Source organism: Salinivibrio sp. IB574 (assembly GCF_001996205.1).
GTDB lineage: Bacteria > Pseudomonadota > Gammaproteobacteria > Enterobacterales > Vibrionaceae > Salinivibrio > Salinivibrio proteolyticus.
Window position 1 is genome coordinate 42018 of sequence record NZ_MUFN01000002.1, and the last position, 16112, is coordinate 58129.

13 protein-coding genes are annotated in these 16112 nt (G+C 50.9%); 6 read left to right on the forward strand and 7 right to left on the reverse strand.

What is annotated here, in order from left to right; genetic code table 11:
* Positions 1-35: 35 nt before the first annotated feature.
* On the reverse strand, positions 36-3416 hold the full coding sequence (gene recC / locus BZJ17_RS00895; protein ID WP_077639497.1) for an exodeoxyribonuclease V subunit gamma: 3381 nt from the start codon (positions 3414-3416) through the stop codon (positions 36-38).
* Between the two features lie 134 nt (positions 3417-3550).
* Positions 3551-4234, reverse strand: a complete 684-nt coding sequence (locus tag BZJ17_RS00900; RefSeq protein WP_069586686.1) for a DNA-3-methyladenine glycosylase I — start codon at positions 4232-4234, stop codon at positions 3551-3553.
* Between the two features lie 83 nt (positions 4235-4317).
* On the opposite strand from BZJ17_RS00900, the gene BZJ17_RS00905 reads away from it, so the two are divergent.
* From BZJ17_RS00905 to pheA, 4 genes are all read left to right on the forward strand, one after another.
* Positions 4318-4626 (forward strand): YebG family protein, encoded by a 309-nt coding sequence (locus BZJ17_RS00905; protein WP_077639498.1) that lies wholly within the window; start codon positions 4318-4320, stop codon positions 4624-4626.
* A gap of 225 nt (positions 4627-4851) precedes the next feature.
* The gene (gene dapD, locus BZJ17_RS00910) at positions 4852-5883 is read left to right on the forward strand and encodes a 2,3,4,5-tetrahydropyridine-2,6-dicarboxylate N-succinyltransferase (protein WP_069586682.1); all 1032 of its coding nucleotides are present in this window, start codon (positions 4852-4854) and stop codon (positions 5881-5883) included.
* A gap of 396 nt (positions 5884-6279) precedes the next feature.
* Positions 6280-6630: a ribosome-associated translation inhibitor RaiA gene (raiA, locus tag BZJ17_RS00915; protein ID WP_077639499.1), complete on the forward strand. Its 351-nt coding sequence runs from the start codon at positions 6280-6282 to the stop codon at positions 6628-6630.
* Positions 6631-6888: 258 nt separating this feature from the next.
* Positions 6889-8073 carry a prephenate dehydratase gene (gene pheA, locus BZJ17_RS00920; protein WP_077639500.1) on the forward strand — a complete coding sequence of 395 codons (1185 nt, stop codon included), beginning with the start codon at positions 6889-6891 and terminating at the stop codon, positions 8071-8073.
* A gap of 78 nt (positions 8074-8151) precedes the next feature.
* Here pheA and BZJ17_RS00925 read toward each other — a convergent pair whose 3' ends face one another.
* The 3 genes from BZJ17_RS00925 to BZJ17_RS00935 form a co-directional block, all read right to left on the reverse strand.
* The gene (locus BZJ17_RS00925; RefSeq protein ID WP_077639501.1) at positions 8152-8925 is read right to left on the reverse strand and encodes an HAD family acid phosphatase; all 774 of its coding nucleotides are present in this window, start codon (positions 8923-8925) and stop codon (positions 8152-8154) included.
* 350 nt (positions 8926-9275) lie between these two features.
* The gene (gene tyrA, locus BZJ17_RS00930) at positions 9276-10409 is read right to left on the reverse strand and encodes a bifunctional chorismate mutase/prephenate dehydrogenase (RefSeq protein WP_069586891.1); all 1134 of its coding nucleotides are present in this window, start codon (positions 10407-10409) and stop codon (positions 9276-9278) included.
* Between the two features lie 3 nt (positions 10410-10412).
* Positions 10413-11489, reverse strand: a complete 1077-nt coding sequence (locus BZJ17_RS00935; protein WP_077639502.1) for a 3-deoxy-7-phosphoheptulonate synthase — start codon at positions 11487-11489, stop codon at positions 10413-10415.
* 186 nt (positions 11490-11675) lie between these two features.
* Here BZJ17_RS00935 and BZJ17_RS00940 point away from each other — a divergent pair, with 186 nt between their 5' ends.
* Positions 11676-13373 carry a sensor histidine kinase gene (locus tag BZJ17_RS00940; protein WP_069586889.1) on the forward strand — a complete coding sequence of 566 codons (1698 nt, stop codon included), beginning with the start codon at positions 11676-11678 and terminating at the stop codon, positions 13371-13373.
* The gene (gene btsR / locus BZJ17_RS00945; protein WP_077639503.1) at positions 13370-14089 is read left to right on the forward strand and encodes a two-component system response regulator BtsR; all 720 of its coding nucleotides are present in this window, start codon (positions 13370-13372) and stop codon (positions 14087-14089) included. The genes BZJ17_RS00940 and btsR overlap by 4 nt, the downstream gene beginning before the upstream one ends.
* A 20-nt stretch (positions 14090-14109) precedes the next feature.
* Here btsR and BZJ17_RS00950 read toward each other — a convergent pair whose 3' ends face one another.
* The gene (locus BZJ17_RS00950; RefSeq protein WP_069586887.1) at positions 14110-14499 is read right to left on the reverse strand and encodes a DUF2799 domain-containing protein; all 390 of its coding nucleotides are present in this window, start codon (positions 14497-14499) and stop codon (positions 14110-14112) included.
* A gap of 101 nt (positions 14500-14600) precedes the next feature.
* Positions 14601-16025, reverse strand: a complete 1425-nt coding sequence (locus tag BZJ17_RS00955) for a carbon starvation protein A (RefSeq protein ID WP_069586886.1) — start codon at positions 16023-16025, stop codon at positions 14601-14603.
* Between the last annotated feature and the right edge of the window lie 87 nt (positions 16026-16112).

Here is a 16112-nt window from a genome sequence, read left to right on the forward strand (position 1 = left end):
GTCTGGCTAATAAGGTACAGCAGGAAGATAAGACGCTAACGTTTTTGTCGCTGCGCTAGCATAGGCATTAAGTGGCGATCGCCTGTAGCTAAGAGCGCTTGGCCGAGGCTCTCTCGCCATTGCGGCCAAACACGGTAGATGTAAGGATCTTGCCCTTCGCCAGGATTAAAGCCCCCCACAAACGTATCGCGTATCGCTTTTAGGGCTTTGTCTTGGCCGGTTTCACTGTTATCAAAGCCTTTTTTGCCATCTCGGGCTTTTATCCCCGCTCCGACTGAGCTTGGCAGATAGGTAAGCGGCTGGTTGAGGCCATGTTGATAGTCTTCAACCAAAGCTTGTAAGTGTGCAAGCGCGTCATCTTTGCTGAGTGGGGAAAACTCGATGGTTTCTTTCACCCCCACCAATGTACTCGGCACGGCTTCGCCCATCGCGCATTGACATAAATGATCGATCCATACCGCAAGCTGATGACGCACGGTCAGATCACCGCAATGAAAGCGGACCAAGCTGTCTTGATAACGCCGATTGAGCCAACCTTGCAATTGCACCTCACCCAACGCAGTGGGAAGGGTCAGATTAAGCTCAAGATCAGGGCGAGGCGCGGCGAGTAAAGGCGTTAAACGTTGGTACATATCACGGATCACCGTGACTTGCGAATCCAAGGTCAGTTCGCCAAAGTACGCCAAAGGCAACTTGCCCTGCCCACGCTGTCGAGCCATAAAATCCTGCACACTTTGGGGACTGTCATCGGTTTCAATAAAGTGCGCTAACAGCTGATCGCGTAGCTGAAACCGGTGCAAGGTATCTAAACTAAAGGGTTCAAATTCTTCTAACGGCGCCTCTAACTGCTCAAAGAAGACTTTCAAGCGGCGTTGGAAAAAATAGCGCACGGGCAACCGCCAAAAGCGCTGCAATTCAGCCAACTCAATCACGGGATCCTTGTGGCTGTCCGGATCAGGGTTTAACGCATCGCCAATAAATGCCGGCAGTTGCGTCCCTTGTCCTTGAGCAGCCGGTAGCCACTCTTGTGCATAACTTCCAGCACCGGAAAAGGCATCAGGGCTAAAGGGCGTTAGCGGATGGAACTGGATAAGTTTTTCTTCCAACTGCTGGCGTGACTGCGCTTCGGGTAAGTCGCGGTCACCGGCCAAACAGTAGCCTTGAGTACAATATTCAAGCAACTCGGTGACCAGTACCGATGGGACTTTTAAGCTGTTGTCTTGCACTGAGCGACCGACATAACTGATATACAAACGCTGCTGTGCTGACTGCAACGCTTCTAAAAAYAGGTATCGATCATCGTCGCGRCGCGAGCGATCTCCCGCCCGCGTGCGACCGACCATCARATCAAARCCGACRCTGGGCACWGTGCGYGGGTACACGCCATCATTCATCCCAAGCAGACACACCACATCAAAGGGAATGGAGCGCATCGGCATCAAGGTACAAAAGTTGACCTGGCCGGCCAAAAAGCGCTGGCTGACTCGCTCGTTATTGAGGCGACCATTAAAGTAATCGCGCACCACGGGCAACGTCAACGTATGGGTAAAGGCGGCATCGCTAAGCTGCGTTAGCCAACTGTCTAACTGAGTACGGATCAATTTGACTGCTAACTCTTCATCCCCTTCAATGGCGAAGCAGTCATCCAGCATTTGGGTCAATCGCGCCACCCACGCCTTGCCATCGCATTCAATCGCCAACTGCTGCTGGTAGTAAATTAAGGTGTCGATAAACAATCCTAAACGCCCCGCCAGCTCCGCATTAAGTCCTTGGACTTCATCATAAGGGACAGTGTCTGCAAACAAGCCGGCCTCACTCGGCATCGCGTAGCCGAGTAACATACGTTTCAGGCCAAATAGCCACGTATTCTGATACTGCTCGGGTAAGGCAAATTGGCTTGCGGTATGGGTATCAAGCCCCCAGCGAATGCCGGTTTCTTCCACCCACTGCTTAATCTGATCAAACTGGTGGCTGTCGATGGCAAAACGGCGCGACACCGCCGGCACCTCAAGAATTTCCAATAGCTCCGCCGCACTGCATCGACTATCAGGCAGGGTGAGCAGACGCAAAAAGGCGGCTAACACCGGGCTTTCTTGATCGGCGCTGCGATCTGAGATGGAAAACGGAATAAAACGCTCACTCGGTGCATTACCAAACACCGCTTGAATGGCGGGGCTGTAGGCATTGATATCCGCCACCATCACAATCACATCGCGGGGGCTCAGTGATGGGTTGGCCTCAAACATCGCCAGTAGCTGATCGTGCAGCACTTCGACTTCGCGCATCGGGCTGTGACAGGCATGAATTGCGATCGAAGCATCATCTGGCTCGATTTCTGTTTTCGCCGCACTGGTTTCAGTCTGCTTGGGATCGCCCGGCTCATTCAAATCCAAAATATCGGCTTGGATGTGATGCAGCAGATTATCGCGAGTGACCTCAACAAAGCCGCTATCAATCTCATTACAGGCCATTTCCGAGAGCAGCAGTAAGTTATCACGTCCCAGTTTTCCCATCGACGCCAGCAAGCTATTCCCTACTTCACCGTGCTCAGGCTCATCAAGCCCCAGTGCCAATTGGCTCTCGGCGGGGATGTCTTCAATTCGGCTGATTTTATCCCGTTCCAATGCGGCACGTTTAGCCAGATAGCGCTTGTCGCGAATATCGCCCCAATAATAACGGCATGGATTGGTGAACATAAAATGCACCTCCACATGCTCGCCCAGTGCTTGCAACGCATCCAGATAGCGTGGTGGGAGCGCGGAGATGCCAAACACAAAGACCCGCTCAATATCAGCCAGTCCCTCAGGTTTGTGCTGATGACTGGTTAAGGTATCGATAAACTCTTGATACAAGTTGGCGCGATGATAAGGCGATTGACCCAACGCCAAGGTGTGATCGTATAAGCGGCGCCACAGTTTTTGCTGCCAAGGCTGCACATCGTCAAGCTCAGGCACCGGTTGTTCTTGCTCCCATGCCAGCACCCACTCGGGGCGATAGACCAAATACTGGTCGAAAATATCGGCCACTTTTTCGGCCAGCTGGTAAGCACGCTGCTGATCCTGGCTGTCTTCCAAATACGCGGCTAAATCAGCGAACTCTGGCGCATCCAGACAGCTGGGTAAGATATCCATCAGCTTCCATGTCATCGCCTCTTTATTGAAATCACTGCGCTCAGGCACGCCATCCAACACCCGCACAAACAGCTGCCAGATAAAGGTAGCGGGAAGCGGGAATTCGACGTTAGCGACAATCTGCTGCTCATTGGCGAGTGCCATTTTTAACCACTGCGCCATGCCGGGGCTTTGCACCAGAATAAGTTCTTTTTGAAAAGGGTCAGACAGCGGTCGCTGTTGGATCAGGGAGACCAACAAGGATTTCAACAGATCGAGCTGATTAGAGTGATAAACAGTAAACACAAGGCGCTCACATGGGAAAGATAACTGGCATCGATTGTGGCCGATTGCCGTGATAAGCGCAAACCGCCACCAACACGCCGCGACCTCGCACACGACTTGCTAACCGTGTGATAGCACAGCAAATCGCTGCGCGTTTAAACGCGATTGTCACCCACACTGAATGCGATCAGCTGGCTGATATGGTTCAGTGAACGACCCGACTCTTGTTGCCACTCATTAAATGCCTGTTGCGCCGCTTGCATCGCCCGCTTGGTCTCTCGGCCGCTATCAACGATTTTAGTCGCACGCAGGTAGTGCTCGATATCGCGGGTGAACAAGAAGGTGTCCTTGCCCATTCGGCGCAAGGTATAAGCACCCGTATTACCACCTAAACGCTTACCGTGCTTTTTTAAATACTGCCATAAACCGACAATATCTTCGCTGGGCCAATCGGCGACAAACTGGCTAAAACTGCCGTGCGATTGCTGCACGCGGTGGATCATTTCCGCGTTGTGCGGAATGGTCATCACCTTGGTAAGGTGACGAATAATCGCTGGGTTGGTGGCTTTTTCTTCCCACATTTCCGGCGGCATCAGCAGCATTTTCTCAATATCAAAGCCCCAGAACACCTCTTCAAATCCGGGCCATTTTTTACGCACAACCTGCCAACTAATGCCCGATTGAAACACCTTCTGGCTAAACGCCGCGAGCCAGCGATCATCTGGTATCTCACACAAGGCATCATATTCAAGCGGTGCCACCAGCATATGCTCTAACGCACGTTGACCGCCTTTACGTTCGGCGGCACGTTGATAAATAGTGCTAAATTTTTCTCTCATGTCACAATCATGGCAGGGTCAGTAGACAATGGCCCTTATCGTACTGTATAAAAAGACAGTAAATCAACGAAGAGAGGGTGATTATGGCCGTTATCGTCAAGTACGTGGTCGAACGCGAAGGAGAAGAGAAGATGACATTTACCTCCAAAGCCGAAGCCGATGCCTACGACAAAATGTTGGACATGGCAGACGCCTTGTTCGATCTGATTGAAGAAAGCAAACTGGTAGACGACGAAGAAAAGCGTGAAGCCTTGTCGCTATACCTAGCTGAACATAAAGACTCTGTCCTCGAAGCGCTGGGCGCTAAGCGCAAGGCGGCAAAGAAAAAGTCGGCTAAAAGCGAGACCAAAGCGGACACAAATAGCGACGACAAAGATGCCGACGCAGCCTAATGTTGTGATTGCTGACCCTTTTAGGATCCGCGAAAGAGCAAGCCCAGTGGCTTGCTTTTTTTATGCCCGCCCCCTTCACCACCTATGCATTAAGGCGCATCGCTGCCCCGACCTGTGCGGTTTTTTCGTCAGCCGCCGTTTGATCGCTTCCAACCACTGCCGCTTGTCTTTAAGATGAAGCGTTAGATGTTTTAAGCCCAAATATACACAAGGAGATCTTCCCCGATGGCAAGCTTTGCTCTGGCGCTAGGTACAGCGACCAAAAACCAGGACGGTAAAATCATTGAGGCCTACTTCCCGGCACCACTACTCAACCCGAGCGATGAGCTGGTTAACGCACTTAGCGCCCTCACCGACTATACGTCGGGTAACCAAGTGATCGAGGTGGCGCCTGAAACATGCGGTGCGATCAGCGAAGCCTTCTCAGCGGCTGACGCCTCTCAAGCGGCAACCTTTGCCAATAAAGCGCAACAAACCACACAACCCTTGGTACTGGTGATCCTCGAAAATGATATCAAGCCAGCGTCAGTGGCGGAAGGCTTCCTCAAGCTTCAACTGATCTCACACCGCTTAGTCAAACCACACGGTGTGGTGCTTGACGGACTCTTTGGTCTGCTACACAACATTGCTTGGACCAACCAAGGCCCGATTGACTTGCCGGAACTGCCTGAGCGTCAAATGGAAGCTCGCCTGAAGGGCGAAACATTGACCGTTGAGTGCGTGGATAAATTCCCGAAAATGACCGATTACGTGGTGCCTGCTGGCGTGCGTATTGCGGATACCGCCCGAGTGCGTTTAGGTGCCCATGTGGGCGAAGGTACGACAGTGATGCACGAAGGCTTTATCAACTTTAATGCCGGTACTGAAGGTGTCAGCATGGTTGAGGGCCGTATCTCTGCAGGAGTCATGGTCGGCAACGGCAGTGATATTGGTGGCGGCGCATCAATCATGGGAACCTTGAGCGGCGGCGGCCAGATTGTCGTTTCGATTGGCGAAAACTCACTACTCGGTGCCAACGCCGGCCTTGGTTTCCCATTGGGCGATCGTTGCACCATCGAGTCAGGCCTGTATGTCACCGCCGGTACCAAAGTCACCATGCTCGACGCCGACGGGAATGCGGTCGAAAGCGTTAAAGCACGTGACTTGGCGGGCAAAGCCGATCTCCTGTTCCGTCGTAATTCAAAAACAGGTGCCGTTGAGTGTTTGACCAACAAGAGTGCGGTTGAGCTCAACCACGAGCTACACGCGAATAACTAATGCTTTGATTATTTATCAGCGCATTATCAGGCGGCCATCATGGTCGCCTTTTTTATGCCCAGTTTGCTTGAGCCACTCTCGTTTCACCGCAGATCACCAAAAAGTACAAGCTGATTTGTGGCACATTTTTAACCACAGCGAAAAGTAGAAAAACAAATAGGCGCGACGCGGCCCTGACTGGCGGGTAAATCAGCATTCGTGACCTCTCCCAAGGTAGCATTTTTGTCTTTAAGTTCAAGGGATTTCATGCTTAACAAATGTCAGGATCCGTGAAGGCTCACAGTTCAACTTTTCGTTTTTTCTCCCCCCTTTAAACTTGAGCCAAGTCACGTTATCAAAGGAGGAAAGCGGTAATCTGAATATGAACCTAATACAGGGGAACAAAGAGGAACGAGTATGAGAGTGGAAATTGCAGGCAAAAACATCGAAATCACTCCCGCCATCCGTGAGCGCATCGAAAGCCGCTTTGATAAGTTGGCCAAGTGGCAGGTGGCACTCATCAATCCTCATGCTGTGATCAGTAAGGAGCCAAACCATAAGTTCAAAGTAGAAGCCAAAGCAGGGTTGCCAGGATCAACCATCGTAGCCTCTGCAGAAAGCGATGACATGTATAAAGCGATCAACGAGGTGGGCCAGAAGCTCGAAAAGCAATTAAATAAGGTCCAACACAAAGGCGAAGCACGCCGCAACGACAAATCAACGGCAACGGTTGCAATGGAAGAAAATGCAGCCGACGAGGAAATCTAACCCGCATTGCATTACCTCACCCGCTAAACATGTCAGCCCCGCCCCCGCGGGGCTTTTTGGTGCTTGACAGCATCCCCCGCTGTCAATATGGTTAATTGACACGCAAACATAACAACCAAGGCCCTATGCTGATTATTGCTCGTTTCTTTCGCTTCTTTTTTATCTCGCCTGTGCGGGAGGAAGCGTGCTAAGCCTTAACAGCATGGCGCTCTAACCTCCCAACCGGGAGGTTTTTTTGTATTAGAACAAGGATAATGTATGCCAGACACGCCACTTTCACTGGACGAGATCCGTACTCGGATCAGCCAGTTAGACCACGAACTGCTGACTTTACTGGCCGAGCGCCGCCGCCTCAGCGTGGATGTCGCGAAAAACAAAATCGCAATTCAAAAACCGATTCGCGATCAAGCACGAGAACAAGCCTTATTGGAAAAATTGGTCAGTGATGGCAGCGCTCACCAACTGGATGCCCATTATGTGCTGAGTATTTTCCACACCATTATTGAAGACTCGGTGCTGATCCAGCAGCGTTATCTTCAAGCGCTGGCCAACCCCGACAATCAACGTCCGGTAGCTCGGGTTTCCTTTTTAGGCAGCCAAGGTTCGTACTCTTATCTCGCCGCGCGCCAGTACTTTAGCCGCAAGCAAACCGAATTGGTGGAAATGGCTTGTGACAGCTTTAAACAAGTGGTCGAAACGGTAGAAACCGGCCATGCCGACTATGGCTTATTGCCTGTCGAAAATACTAGCTCAGGGTCGATCAACGAAGTGTACGATCAGCTGCAGCACACCCGGCTATCTATCGTTGGCGAGTTAACCCTTCCCATTGCTCATTGCTTACTGACCGTTGGCCACCAAGATCCCAGCCATATTGATACCCTATACGCGCATCCCCAGCCTCATCAGCAATGCAGCGAATATGTSGATACTTTAGGAAAAATTAAGAAAGTGTACTGTTCAAGCACCGCTGACGCGATGCAACAAGTGGCAGATTTAAACCAACCTAATGTGGCTGCCATCGGCCATGCCGCCAGTGGTGAGTTGTATGGCCTCACGGCAATCAAAACAGACATAGCGAATCAGCAGCAAAACTACACCCGCTTTATTGTGGTGGCCCGTAAGCCGGTGAAAGTGTCCAAACTTACGCCTGCCAAAACCACGTTCATTATGTCGACGTCGCAGCAAGCAGGGTCTTTGGTGGAGTGTTTGATGGTATTGCGAGAGCGCGGCATCAATATGACCAAGCTCGAATCTCGGCCCGTGCTCGGCAACCCATGGGAAGAGATGTTTTATGTCGATGTTGAAGCCAATATGGCCAGCGATGTGATGCAAAGTGCACTGGACGAGCTCACCACCCTGACCCGTTATCTAAAAGTGCTTGGTTGCTATCCGTCAGAGACCATTTCTCCCACCGAGGTATCGCTGCCGGACAGCAACGACTAACTAAACTATCCATTGCCCACAAATCAGTTGCCCATAAAAAAGCCCACAGTGTGGGCTTTATATCAGGCAATCGCGCGACTATTTATACTCGAATGGCGCATTCCAGCCAGTGAGTTTGGCTTCACTCCAATCGCCGTACATAGCGTTTGGCAATACAATCCAGTCTTGACCAAAATGCTTAGCATGTTTGCTCACTAAGGCACGTTGTTGCTTAAGATCCGCATCACCAAACTCGCCAGAAAAGTCATGCAGAGAGTCGCCTAGCTGCATCACTAAGGTATGTTTGCTCTCGACAATTTTACGGCGTTCGGCTTTAGGTGGACCTAAGAGTAAGACATGGTCATCCGCAACTTGCGGCAAGGCCAGTGCTTTCAACGTCGCCAAGGTGTCTGATTTATTTTCTTGATAACGATCAGAGACATAATAAATCGCCACATCATGTTGGTCGGCAAAGTCTAAAAATGCTTTTGCCCCAGGAATAAGACGTGGATGCCCTTCGCGCTCCCAGTGCTTCCAAGTATCCCAACTGGTGAAATCGTGACAGGCCTGCATATCTCTGACTAGCAAGGCACCATTATCAATAATGGTCTCATCTAAGTCTGTCATGATGGCTAGGTTTGCATTCTCGCCATGAGATTGGATTTGTTGCTCTAAACGGAAAGTGGCAAGTTCAAACGTTTGACGCTGCATCGCAATCACTTCTGCGGATTGCTGCTGATAACGAAGCCCCATTGCATATTCAGCCTGTTCACAGCCAGCGCCATCTTGCGCAACCGCATGACCCGATGTCATGAATGCTAGGCTGGTGAACGCTGTGGCGACAGCAATATTGCAGTATCGGGCGATTCTCATGAAATCATCTCCATTGATGTGTGTATGTAAGCTGCAAGCCCTCCTCACAGCAAAGTTACAAGATGTAACTTTAAGTTACACTTTTCATCATAATGTATTTCTATATCATCATCAAACAGCACGAAAAACCACCTATAAACTGCATTGATGGTCTTTATCACCAATAATTAGTTAAATATCGATAGTTTCAATGGTCATAATTTGCAGCATCGCTGCTCTCTAGTTGAATGCAGGAGAAGTCTGTAAGCACCGACGTATTACCTTTCAGGGCTCATCGGCGGCGGGACCGTATCACGCAAAAAGCCCACGATGTGGGCTTTTTTAATGCTAAGTGGGCTGGTTTACATAAGCTAGGTCGCGGTGCGGTGGGTGGCGTCGTTGGCTTGTCGCAACAGGCCTTGGCTTTCTTGTAAAAAGCGCGGCGCGTAATCGCCAAACCAGTTTTCGACTTGCGCGAAGGCATCGACAAAAGTGGCTTTGTCGTGCTGTTCAAGCAAATCAATCGCTTCCCCAAAACGCTGGTAAAAGCGCTTAATCATCGCCAAGTTTTGCGGTGAGGACATAATAATATCCGCATACAAGCTCGCATCTTGGGCAAACAGACGCCCCACCATGGCAAGCTCCAAGCGATAAATCGGTGAGCTCAACGCTGTCAGCTGGTCCAAGTTGGGGTTTTCTTCTGCCAGATGGACCCCGTAAACAAATGACGTAAAGTGACGTAGCGCTTGGATCAGCGTCATGCCCTCATCATGCTCAACAGCACTGATCCTGTGTAGTCCCGCCCCCCAAATACGAAATTGCTCGAGCAGCCATTGGTAGGCTTCTGGCTCGCGGCCATCGCAGTAAACAATGACCTGCTTAGCCAGGCTAGCCACATCAGGACCAAACATGGGGTGCAGTCCCACAACGGGGCCTTGATGCGCCGTTAACATGGCTTGTAGCGGGCCAGATTTAACGGAGGTAAGGTCTGCCAAGATACAGTCTTTCGGAAGCTGCTGGAGGGCGCTAATCACGGTTTCGGTGACATCAATCGGCACAGAGACCACCACCATGCCGGCATCTGCGAGCAGTGCCTCTGCGTTGTCCCAATCGTTTTTCTCCAACACAGACACTTGATAGCCCGATAAGCGGAATAAGCGTGCGAATAAGCGACCTAACTGCCCTTCTCCACCAATCACCACGATGCGGCGCAAATCCGGGTTTAGGCATTTAAACCCTGAGTCGTTTTCGCTGCTGTACGACTCTCGCATTGTGCGTCGCAGCACATCTTCAATCAAATCGGGCGGCACCCCTTGCGCTTCGGCTTCTGCTCGTCGAGACGCTAACATGGCCGCTTCACGGTCAGGCGCATAAATGGGCAAGCCATGCTGACTTTTTACCTCTCCCACTTCCGCAACCAGTGCCAGTCGTTTGGCGAGTAGAGTTACCATTTGTTTGTCGACATCATCGATTTGATCGCGCAGTCGGCTTAGTTCCGCCACCATGATTTAGTCCTGTTGAATCCGTTGTTGTAGAGAAGTTGCCAACGCTTGGTGCGTATGACGCAGCAATTGTTCGGTAGACGCCCAATCAATGCAAGCATCAGTGATCGAGACGCCGTACGCCATCTCTTCTTTGGGCAGATCCGCCGACTGATTCCCCGCATGGATATGGCTTTCTAGCATCAGACCGATAATAGACCGGTTGCCCTGATTGATCTGGTGGATCACATCTTCAGCGACCAAGGTTTGGCGACGGTAATCTTTGCGAGAGTTCGCATGGCTACAATCGACCATCAGCGATGGCGTCAGGTTAGCATCGCGCAGTTGCTGCTCACACTCGGCCACAGAGACGGAATCATAGTTGGTTTGCTTGCCACCACGTAAAATCACATGGCCATTGGGGTTACCTTGTGTGGTCAATAATGCCACTTGGCCGGCTTGGTTAATCCCCATAAAACGGTGCCCTGAAGCAGCCGCTTTCATCGCATTGGTGGCGGTGGCCAGATTGCCATCCGTGCCATTTTTAAAGCCAATCGGCATCGACAGGCCACTCGCCATTTCACGATGGGTTTGTGACTCGGTGGTACGAGCACCGATGGCTGCCCAACTAAACAAATCGCCAATGTATTGTGGACTGATGGGGTCGAGCGCTTCGGTGGCCAGCGGCAATCCCATTTCAGCAAGCTCAGTGAGCAGACTGCGTGCTTGCTTTAAGCCAAACTCAACATCAAAGCTGCCATCCAAGTGTGGATCATTGATAAGCCCTTTCCAGCCCACTGTGGTGCGTGGTTTTTCAAAGTAAACCCGCATCACAATAAACAAGTGATCGCTCAGTTCATCCGATAGGGCTTTTAAACGGCGGGCATAGTCTTTCGCCGCGTCGACATCATGAATTGAGCAAGGACCACAGACCACAAGCAGGCGGTGATCACGCTTGTTGATAATATCTGCCACGGTTTGACGGGCCTGACTAATCGCCGCACGGGTGCTTTTTGCGATAGGAAATTGATCGCGAAGTTGCTTTGGTGTGAGTAGCACTTGTTCATCGCGAATGTTGATATTGGTTACCGAATCTTGCTGCATGACTTTGCCCTAAAAGATGTTCACTATGTTTTACATAGACAATACCAGCCCATATTTTAAAAGCAATAGTAACTGTATCATTTAAATTACGGTGTAATTTTTATTTTACACTCGCATTTTTAATTAGAGTCTTTTATCACCAACAGTTACTATAACGGGGAACTCTAGTTACCCCTTTTTATTGTTATGGCGTTAGTGCTTTCATTGCTGCAGCAGATGAGCGTGTATCTTGTGATCGCGTATTTGCTGAGCAAAACCCCTGTGTTTATGCCGCTGCTCAGTATTTCTGGGCGGCTATCGCACAAGTGTGTCTGCTATGTGCTCTTTTCCGGCTTCTGTATTCTCGGCACCTATTTTGGGTTGCACATCCAAGACGCAATCGCGAATACCCGCGCCATCGGTGCCGTGCTTGGCGGTCTGCTTGGCGGCCCTGTGGTGGGTTTTTTGGTCGGCTTAACGGGCGGACTACATCGCTATAGCTTAGGAGGGTTTACAGATTTAGCCTGCGCGATCTCGACCACAGCAGAAGGCGTGATTGGTGGCTTAATGCACCGCTACTTGGTCTCTCGCAACCAAACCAGCCGTTTGTTTTCCCCTACCGTGGTCCTGAGCGTGACGTTCGTAGCAGAGCTGGTACAAATGGCCATCATTCTCGCCGTCGCCGAACCCTTTAGTCGTGCTTATGAGCTCGTCAGCGCAATTGCTGCGCCCATGGTGATCGCTAACTCAGTCGGCGCCGCGATGTTTATGAGCATTATTGTTGATCGCAAGACGTTGTTTGAGCGCTATTCCGCGGCGTTTTCGAGTAAAGCGCTTAAAATTGCTGAACGCTCGGTCGGTATTTTAAGTAGCGGGTTTAATCAACAAAGTAGTGAACAGGTCGCCGCCATTATCCAGCAAGAAACTGGCGTGGGGGCGGTGGCAATCACAGATCGCGAGAAAATCCTCGCCTTTACCGGCATTGGTGATGACCACCACTTGCCCGGCACTCCCATTGCGTCCGATTATACCCGACGTGCCATTGCAGATGACCAGCTCATCTATATCGACGGCGCGGATACCCCTTATTGCTGCTCACTGTCTCCCCATTGCAAACTGGGCTCTGTGTTGGTGATCCCGCTGCGTGGCGGGGATGGCTATGTGCTAGGGACGGTGAAGCTTTATGAGCCAAAACGTAAACTGTTCTCGGCGATCAATGTCACCATGGGAGAAGGGATCGCGCGTTTGCTCTCCAACCAAATCTTAACCGGCCGTTATCAGCGCCAGCAAACGTTGCTGACCCAAGCGGAGTTAAACTTGCTACGCGCCCAAGTGAACCCTCACTTTTTATTTAATGCGTTGAACACCATCAGTGCGGTGGTAAAGCGCGAACCAGAGCGCGCCCGTCAGTTAATCCAGCACTTATCCACCTTCTTTCGTAGTAACTTAAAGCAAAACCGTGAAACCGTCTCGCTTGAGCAAGAGCTGAATCATCTTGATGCCTATCTGGAACTCGAACATGCCCGCTTTGCCGATCGAATGAGTGTTGAAAAGCAGATAGATCCGGCTATCTTGCACGCGGTGATCCCCAGTTTTACCTTACAGCCTTTGGTTGAGAACGCGGTGAAACATGGGATCAGTCAATTAATGGCCGACGGTCAAATCATTATTCGTGGTTGGCAAGAAGGCGAATGCCTGTATTTACAAGTCGAGGACAATGCAGGTCTCTATCAACCAGCGGCACAGCATGCTGGGCTGGGACTTCGTATTGTCGATAAACGGATACGCGGATTATTCGGCGGACAATACGGGCTTAAAATGACATGCCAGCATGATCACTGGACACGTGCCACCGTGACCTTGCCATTAACCGATACTGCCCCAAACAAGGAGACCATGGCATGATTCGAGCGTTAATCGTGGATGACGAATTGTATGCACGTGAAGCCTTGGAAGATGAGCTGCTAGGATTAGGCGGTGTAACCATCATTGGTCAATGCAATAACGCCATTGATGCACTGAAAACCATTAATCACACCCGCCCCGACGTGGTGTTTTTAGATATTCAAATGCCTCGCGTCACCGGCCTTGAGCTGCTTGCGATGCTTGACCCCGAGACCATGCCCAAAGTGGTGTTTGTCACCGCTTATGATGAGTTTGCCGTACAAGCCTTTGAGGACAACGCATTTGATTATTTGCTCAAGCCCATCGAAACCGCGCGCTTAAAAAAGTCGCTCGACAAACTGTCGCGTGAGTTAAATCGACAAGAGGACTATCAGGCGATCACGCCCGCACTGGAGCTGCTCCCTTGTGCGGGCCATAACCGGATTACCTTAGTGCCTCACCAAGACGTCGAAGTGGCACGCACCTCAGTGACTGGCGTGACACTACTCACCGCCAATGGAGAATCAGTCACCCATTTAAGCTTGAAAGTCTTGGAAGACAAAACGCCCTTAATGCGCTGCCACCGACAATTTTTGGTGCACCCTGCCGCCATTCGGGAGATCCGGCTGTTAGATAATGGGCTCGCGGAGGTGGTGACCGCCTCCGCTCATTCGGTACCGGTAAGCCGACGTTATCTTAAGGCACTGAAAGATAAACTTGGTCTTACCCATAATTGATGCCGGCACCGGTTTTAGCGCTAGTAAAACTGGCTATTCGCTTGGCTTTGGTAATCGTTATAGCCACGTTGCCACTCCATACGAAAACGCTGTGAMCCGGGTCGGCTTTCGCACACGCCCATATAGGGGTTGCCATCCAACCCGAGTTGATACGCATGTGCAGGATTGCAGTATGCGTCAATGCCATGAATATAGCCTTGCTCGTAGTCGAGGTAATTGGCGGTCATACGGTCGCCCGCTTTGTTCGCCAGTGTGCGTAAGTCGTTTAAGGTTCGCTGTGGTAGCCCGCGCTGGCCATCTTGCTCACCCAGTCCATACCAGTTTTGCTCATCCACTAACGCTTGTGTAGTCGACGCTGCACACCCCGTCATCAGCACAATAGTCAGTAACGAAAAAAGCGCGTGTTTCATGCCACCATCCTTTTGATCAAAAAAGCCCCAGCGAGTGCTGAGGCTTTGATCTTAGCGCATTTTATGCGTTATTGCTGTAATACCAATTGGTTAGGATGGCATCATTGCTCATCAGCAATCAGCTGAGGGTTCGGCTTATAGACCACGAGGAACGCAACACTCGCCACCACCGTTGTTACCAAGCCAATGATGGTGGCTGTGTTCATCGGTAAGCCAAAGCCGATGTCGGCGTTAGCTAAGTAGGTCACGGTGACTGCGGTCATAAACATCGCCGGAATGGTGCAGACCCAGTGCAGCTTATCACGCTTAATTAGGTAGGCTGCCGCGGCCCACAACATGATCATCGCCGTGGTTTGGTTCGCCCAACCAAAGTAGCGCCAAATCACGCCAAACTCGGCCTTGGTGATCAAGTAACCCACCACAAACATAGGAATCGCAATCAGGAGACGTTTCATCAATGGCTTTTGCTGAATATTCAAAAAGTCAGCAATGATCAAACGCGCAGAACGGAACGCGGTATCCCCTGAGGTGATAGGCAATACAATCACACCTAATACCGCCATAATGCCCCCGACGGTGCCCAAGAGCGACGTAGAGACCTCATGCACCACAGCGGCAGGACCGCCATTGGCGAGCGTTTGATTCAACGCATCCGTGGATTCGTAAAAGCTTAATCCTAAGCTACACCAGATAAGCGCAATGACACCTTCGCCAATCATGGCGCCATAAAAGATAAAGCGACCCGATTTTTCATTCTGCATGCAGCGCGCCATCAATGGCGACTGGGTGGCATGGAAACCTGACACCGCCCCACAGGCAATAGTGATAAAGAGCAGTGGCCACAACGGCAGATCGGTGGGATGGAAGTTAGTGGCAAAATCGAGCCCTTGGCTGTAGAAGCTGTGATCGCTTACGGCCAGACCAATCATTAAGCCAACCGACATAAAGACCAATAAGGCGCCAAAGAACGGATAGAAGCGGCCAATAATCTTATCGATCGGTACCACAGTCGCGAGGATATAGTAAGCAAAAATGATCGCCACCCATACCGGTACACTCATCGCCGATAAGCTACCTAGCAGCTTGGCAGGGCCCAAGACAAAGACTACGCCCACCAGCATCAAGAGTAACACCGCAAAGAAGTTCATAAAATGTTTCGCGAAGTTACCTAGGTGCTCGCCGACTACCGCAGGAACCGATGCACCTTTTGCTCGGACACTCAGCATTCCCGAGAAATAGTCATGAACCGCACCGGCAAATATACAGCCAAACACAATCCATAACATGGCCACCGGCCCATACAAGGCACCGAGGATTGGACCAAAAATCGGCCCGAGGCCTGCAATGTTAAGCAGTTGAATAAGATAAACTTTTTTATCAGATAGCGGGACGTAATCCACACCATCATTCATGCTCATGGCGGGTGTCGCTTGTTCGGGCTTAGGACCGAACACCTTGGTAATAAAGGTGCCATAAGTGAAGTAGCCGGCGATCAAAGCCACTACGCAGAGTAGAAACCAGGACATTCTCGTTCTCCGTCTCGATACGCAGCGATGCTGCTAATCAGTGAGTAAGGTACAGATGCCATTTTGCCCTATTGTTTGTCTATGTCT

Bases quoted from the DNA above. Each gene is read 5' to 3' on its own strand.
- BZJ17_RS00900 (WP_069586686.1), bottom strand. From the start codon at position 4,234: ATGAGAGAAAAATTTAGCACTATTTATCAACGTGCCGCCGAACGTAAA.
- BZJ17_RS00905 (WP_077639498.1), top strand. From the start codon at position 4,318: ATGGCCGTTATCGTCAAGTACGTGGTCGAACGCGAAGGAGAAGAGAAG.
- dapD (WP_069586682.1), top strand. From the start codon at position 4,852: ATGGCAAGCTTTGCTCTGGCGCTAGGTACAGCGACCAAAAACCAGGAC.
- raiA (WP_077639499.1), top strand. From the start codon at position 6,280: ATGAGAGTGGAAATTGCAGGCAAAAACATCGAAATCACTCCCGCCATC.
- BZJ17_RS00925 (WP_077639501.1), bottom strand. From the start codon at position 8,925: ATGAGAATCGCCCGATACTGCAATATTGCTGTCGCCACAGCGTTCACC.
- tyrA (WP_069586891.1), bottom strand. From the start codon at position 10,409: ATGGTGGCGGAACTAAGCCGACTGCGCGATCAAATCGATGATGTCGAC.
- BZJ17_RS00935 (WP_077639502.1), bottom strand. From the start codon at position 11,489: ATGCAGCAAGATTCGGTAACCAATATCAACATTCGCGATGAACAAGTG.
- BZJ17_RS00940 (WP_069586889.1), top strand. From the start codon at position 11,676: ATGGCGTTAGTGCTTTCATTGCTGCAGCAGATGAGCGTGTATCTTGTG.
- btsR (WP_077639503.1), top strand. From the start codon at position 13,370: ATGATTCGAGCGTTAATCGTGGATGACGAATTGTATGCACGTGAAGCC.
- BZJ17_RS00955 (WP_069586886.1), bottom strand. From the start codon at position 16,025: ATGTCCTGGTTTCTACTCTGCGTAGTGGCTTTGATCGCCGGCTACTTC.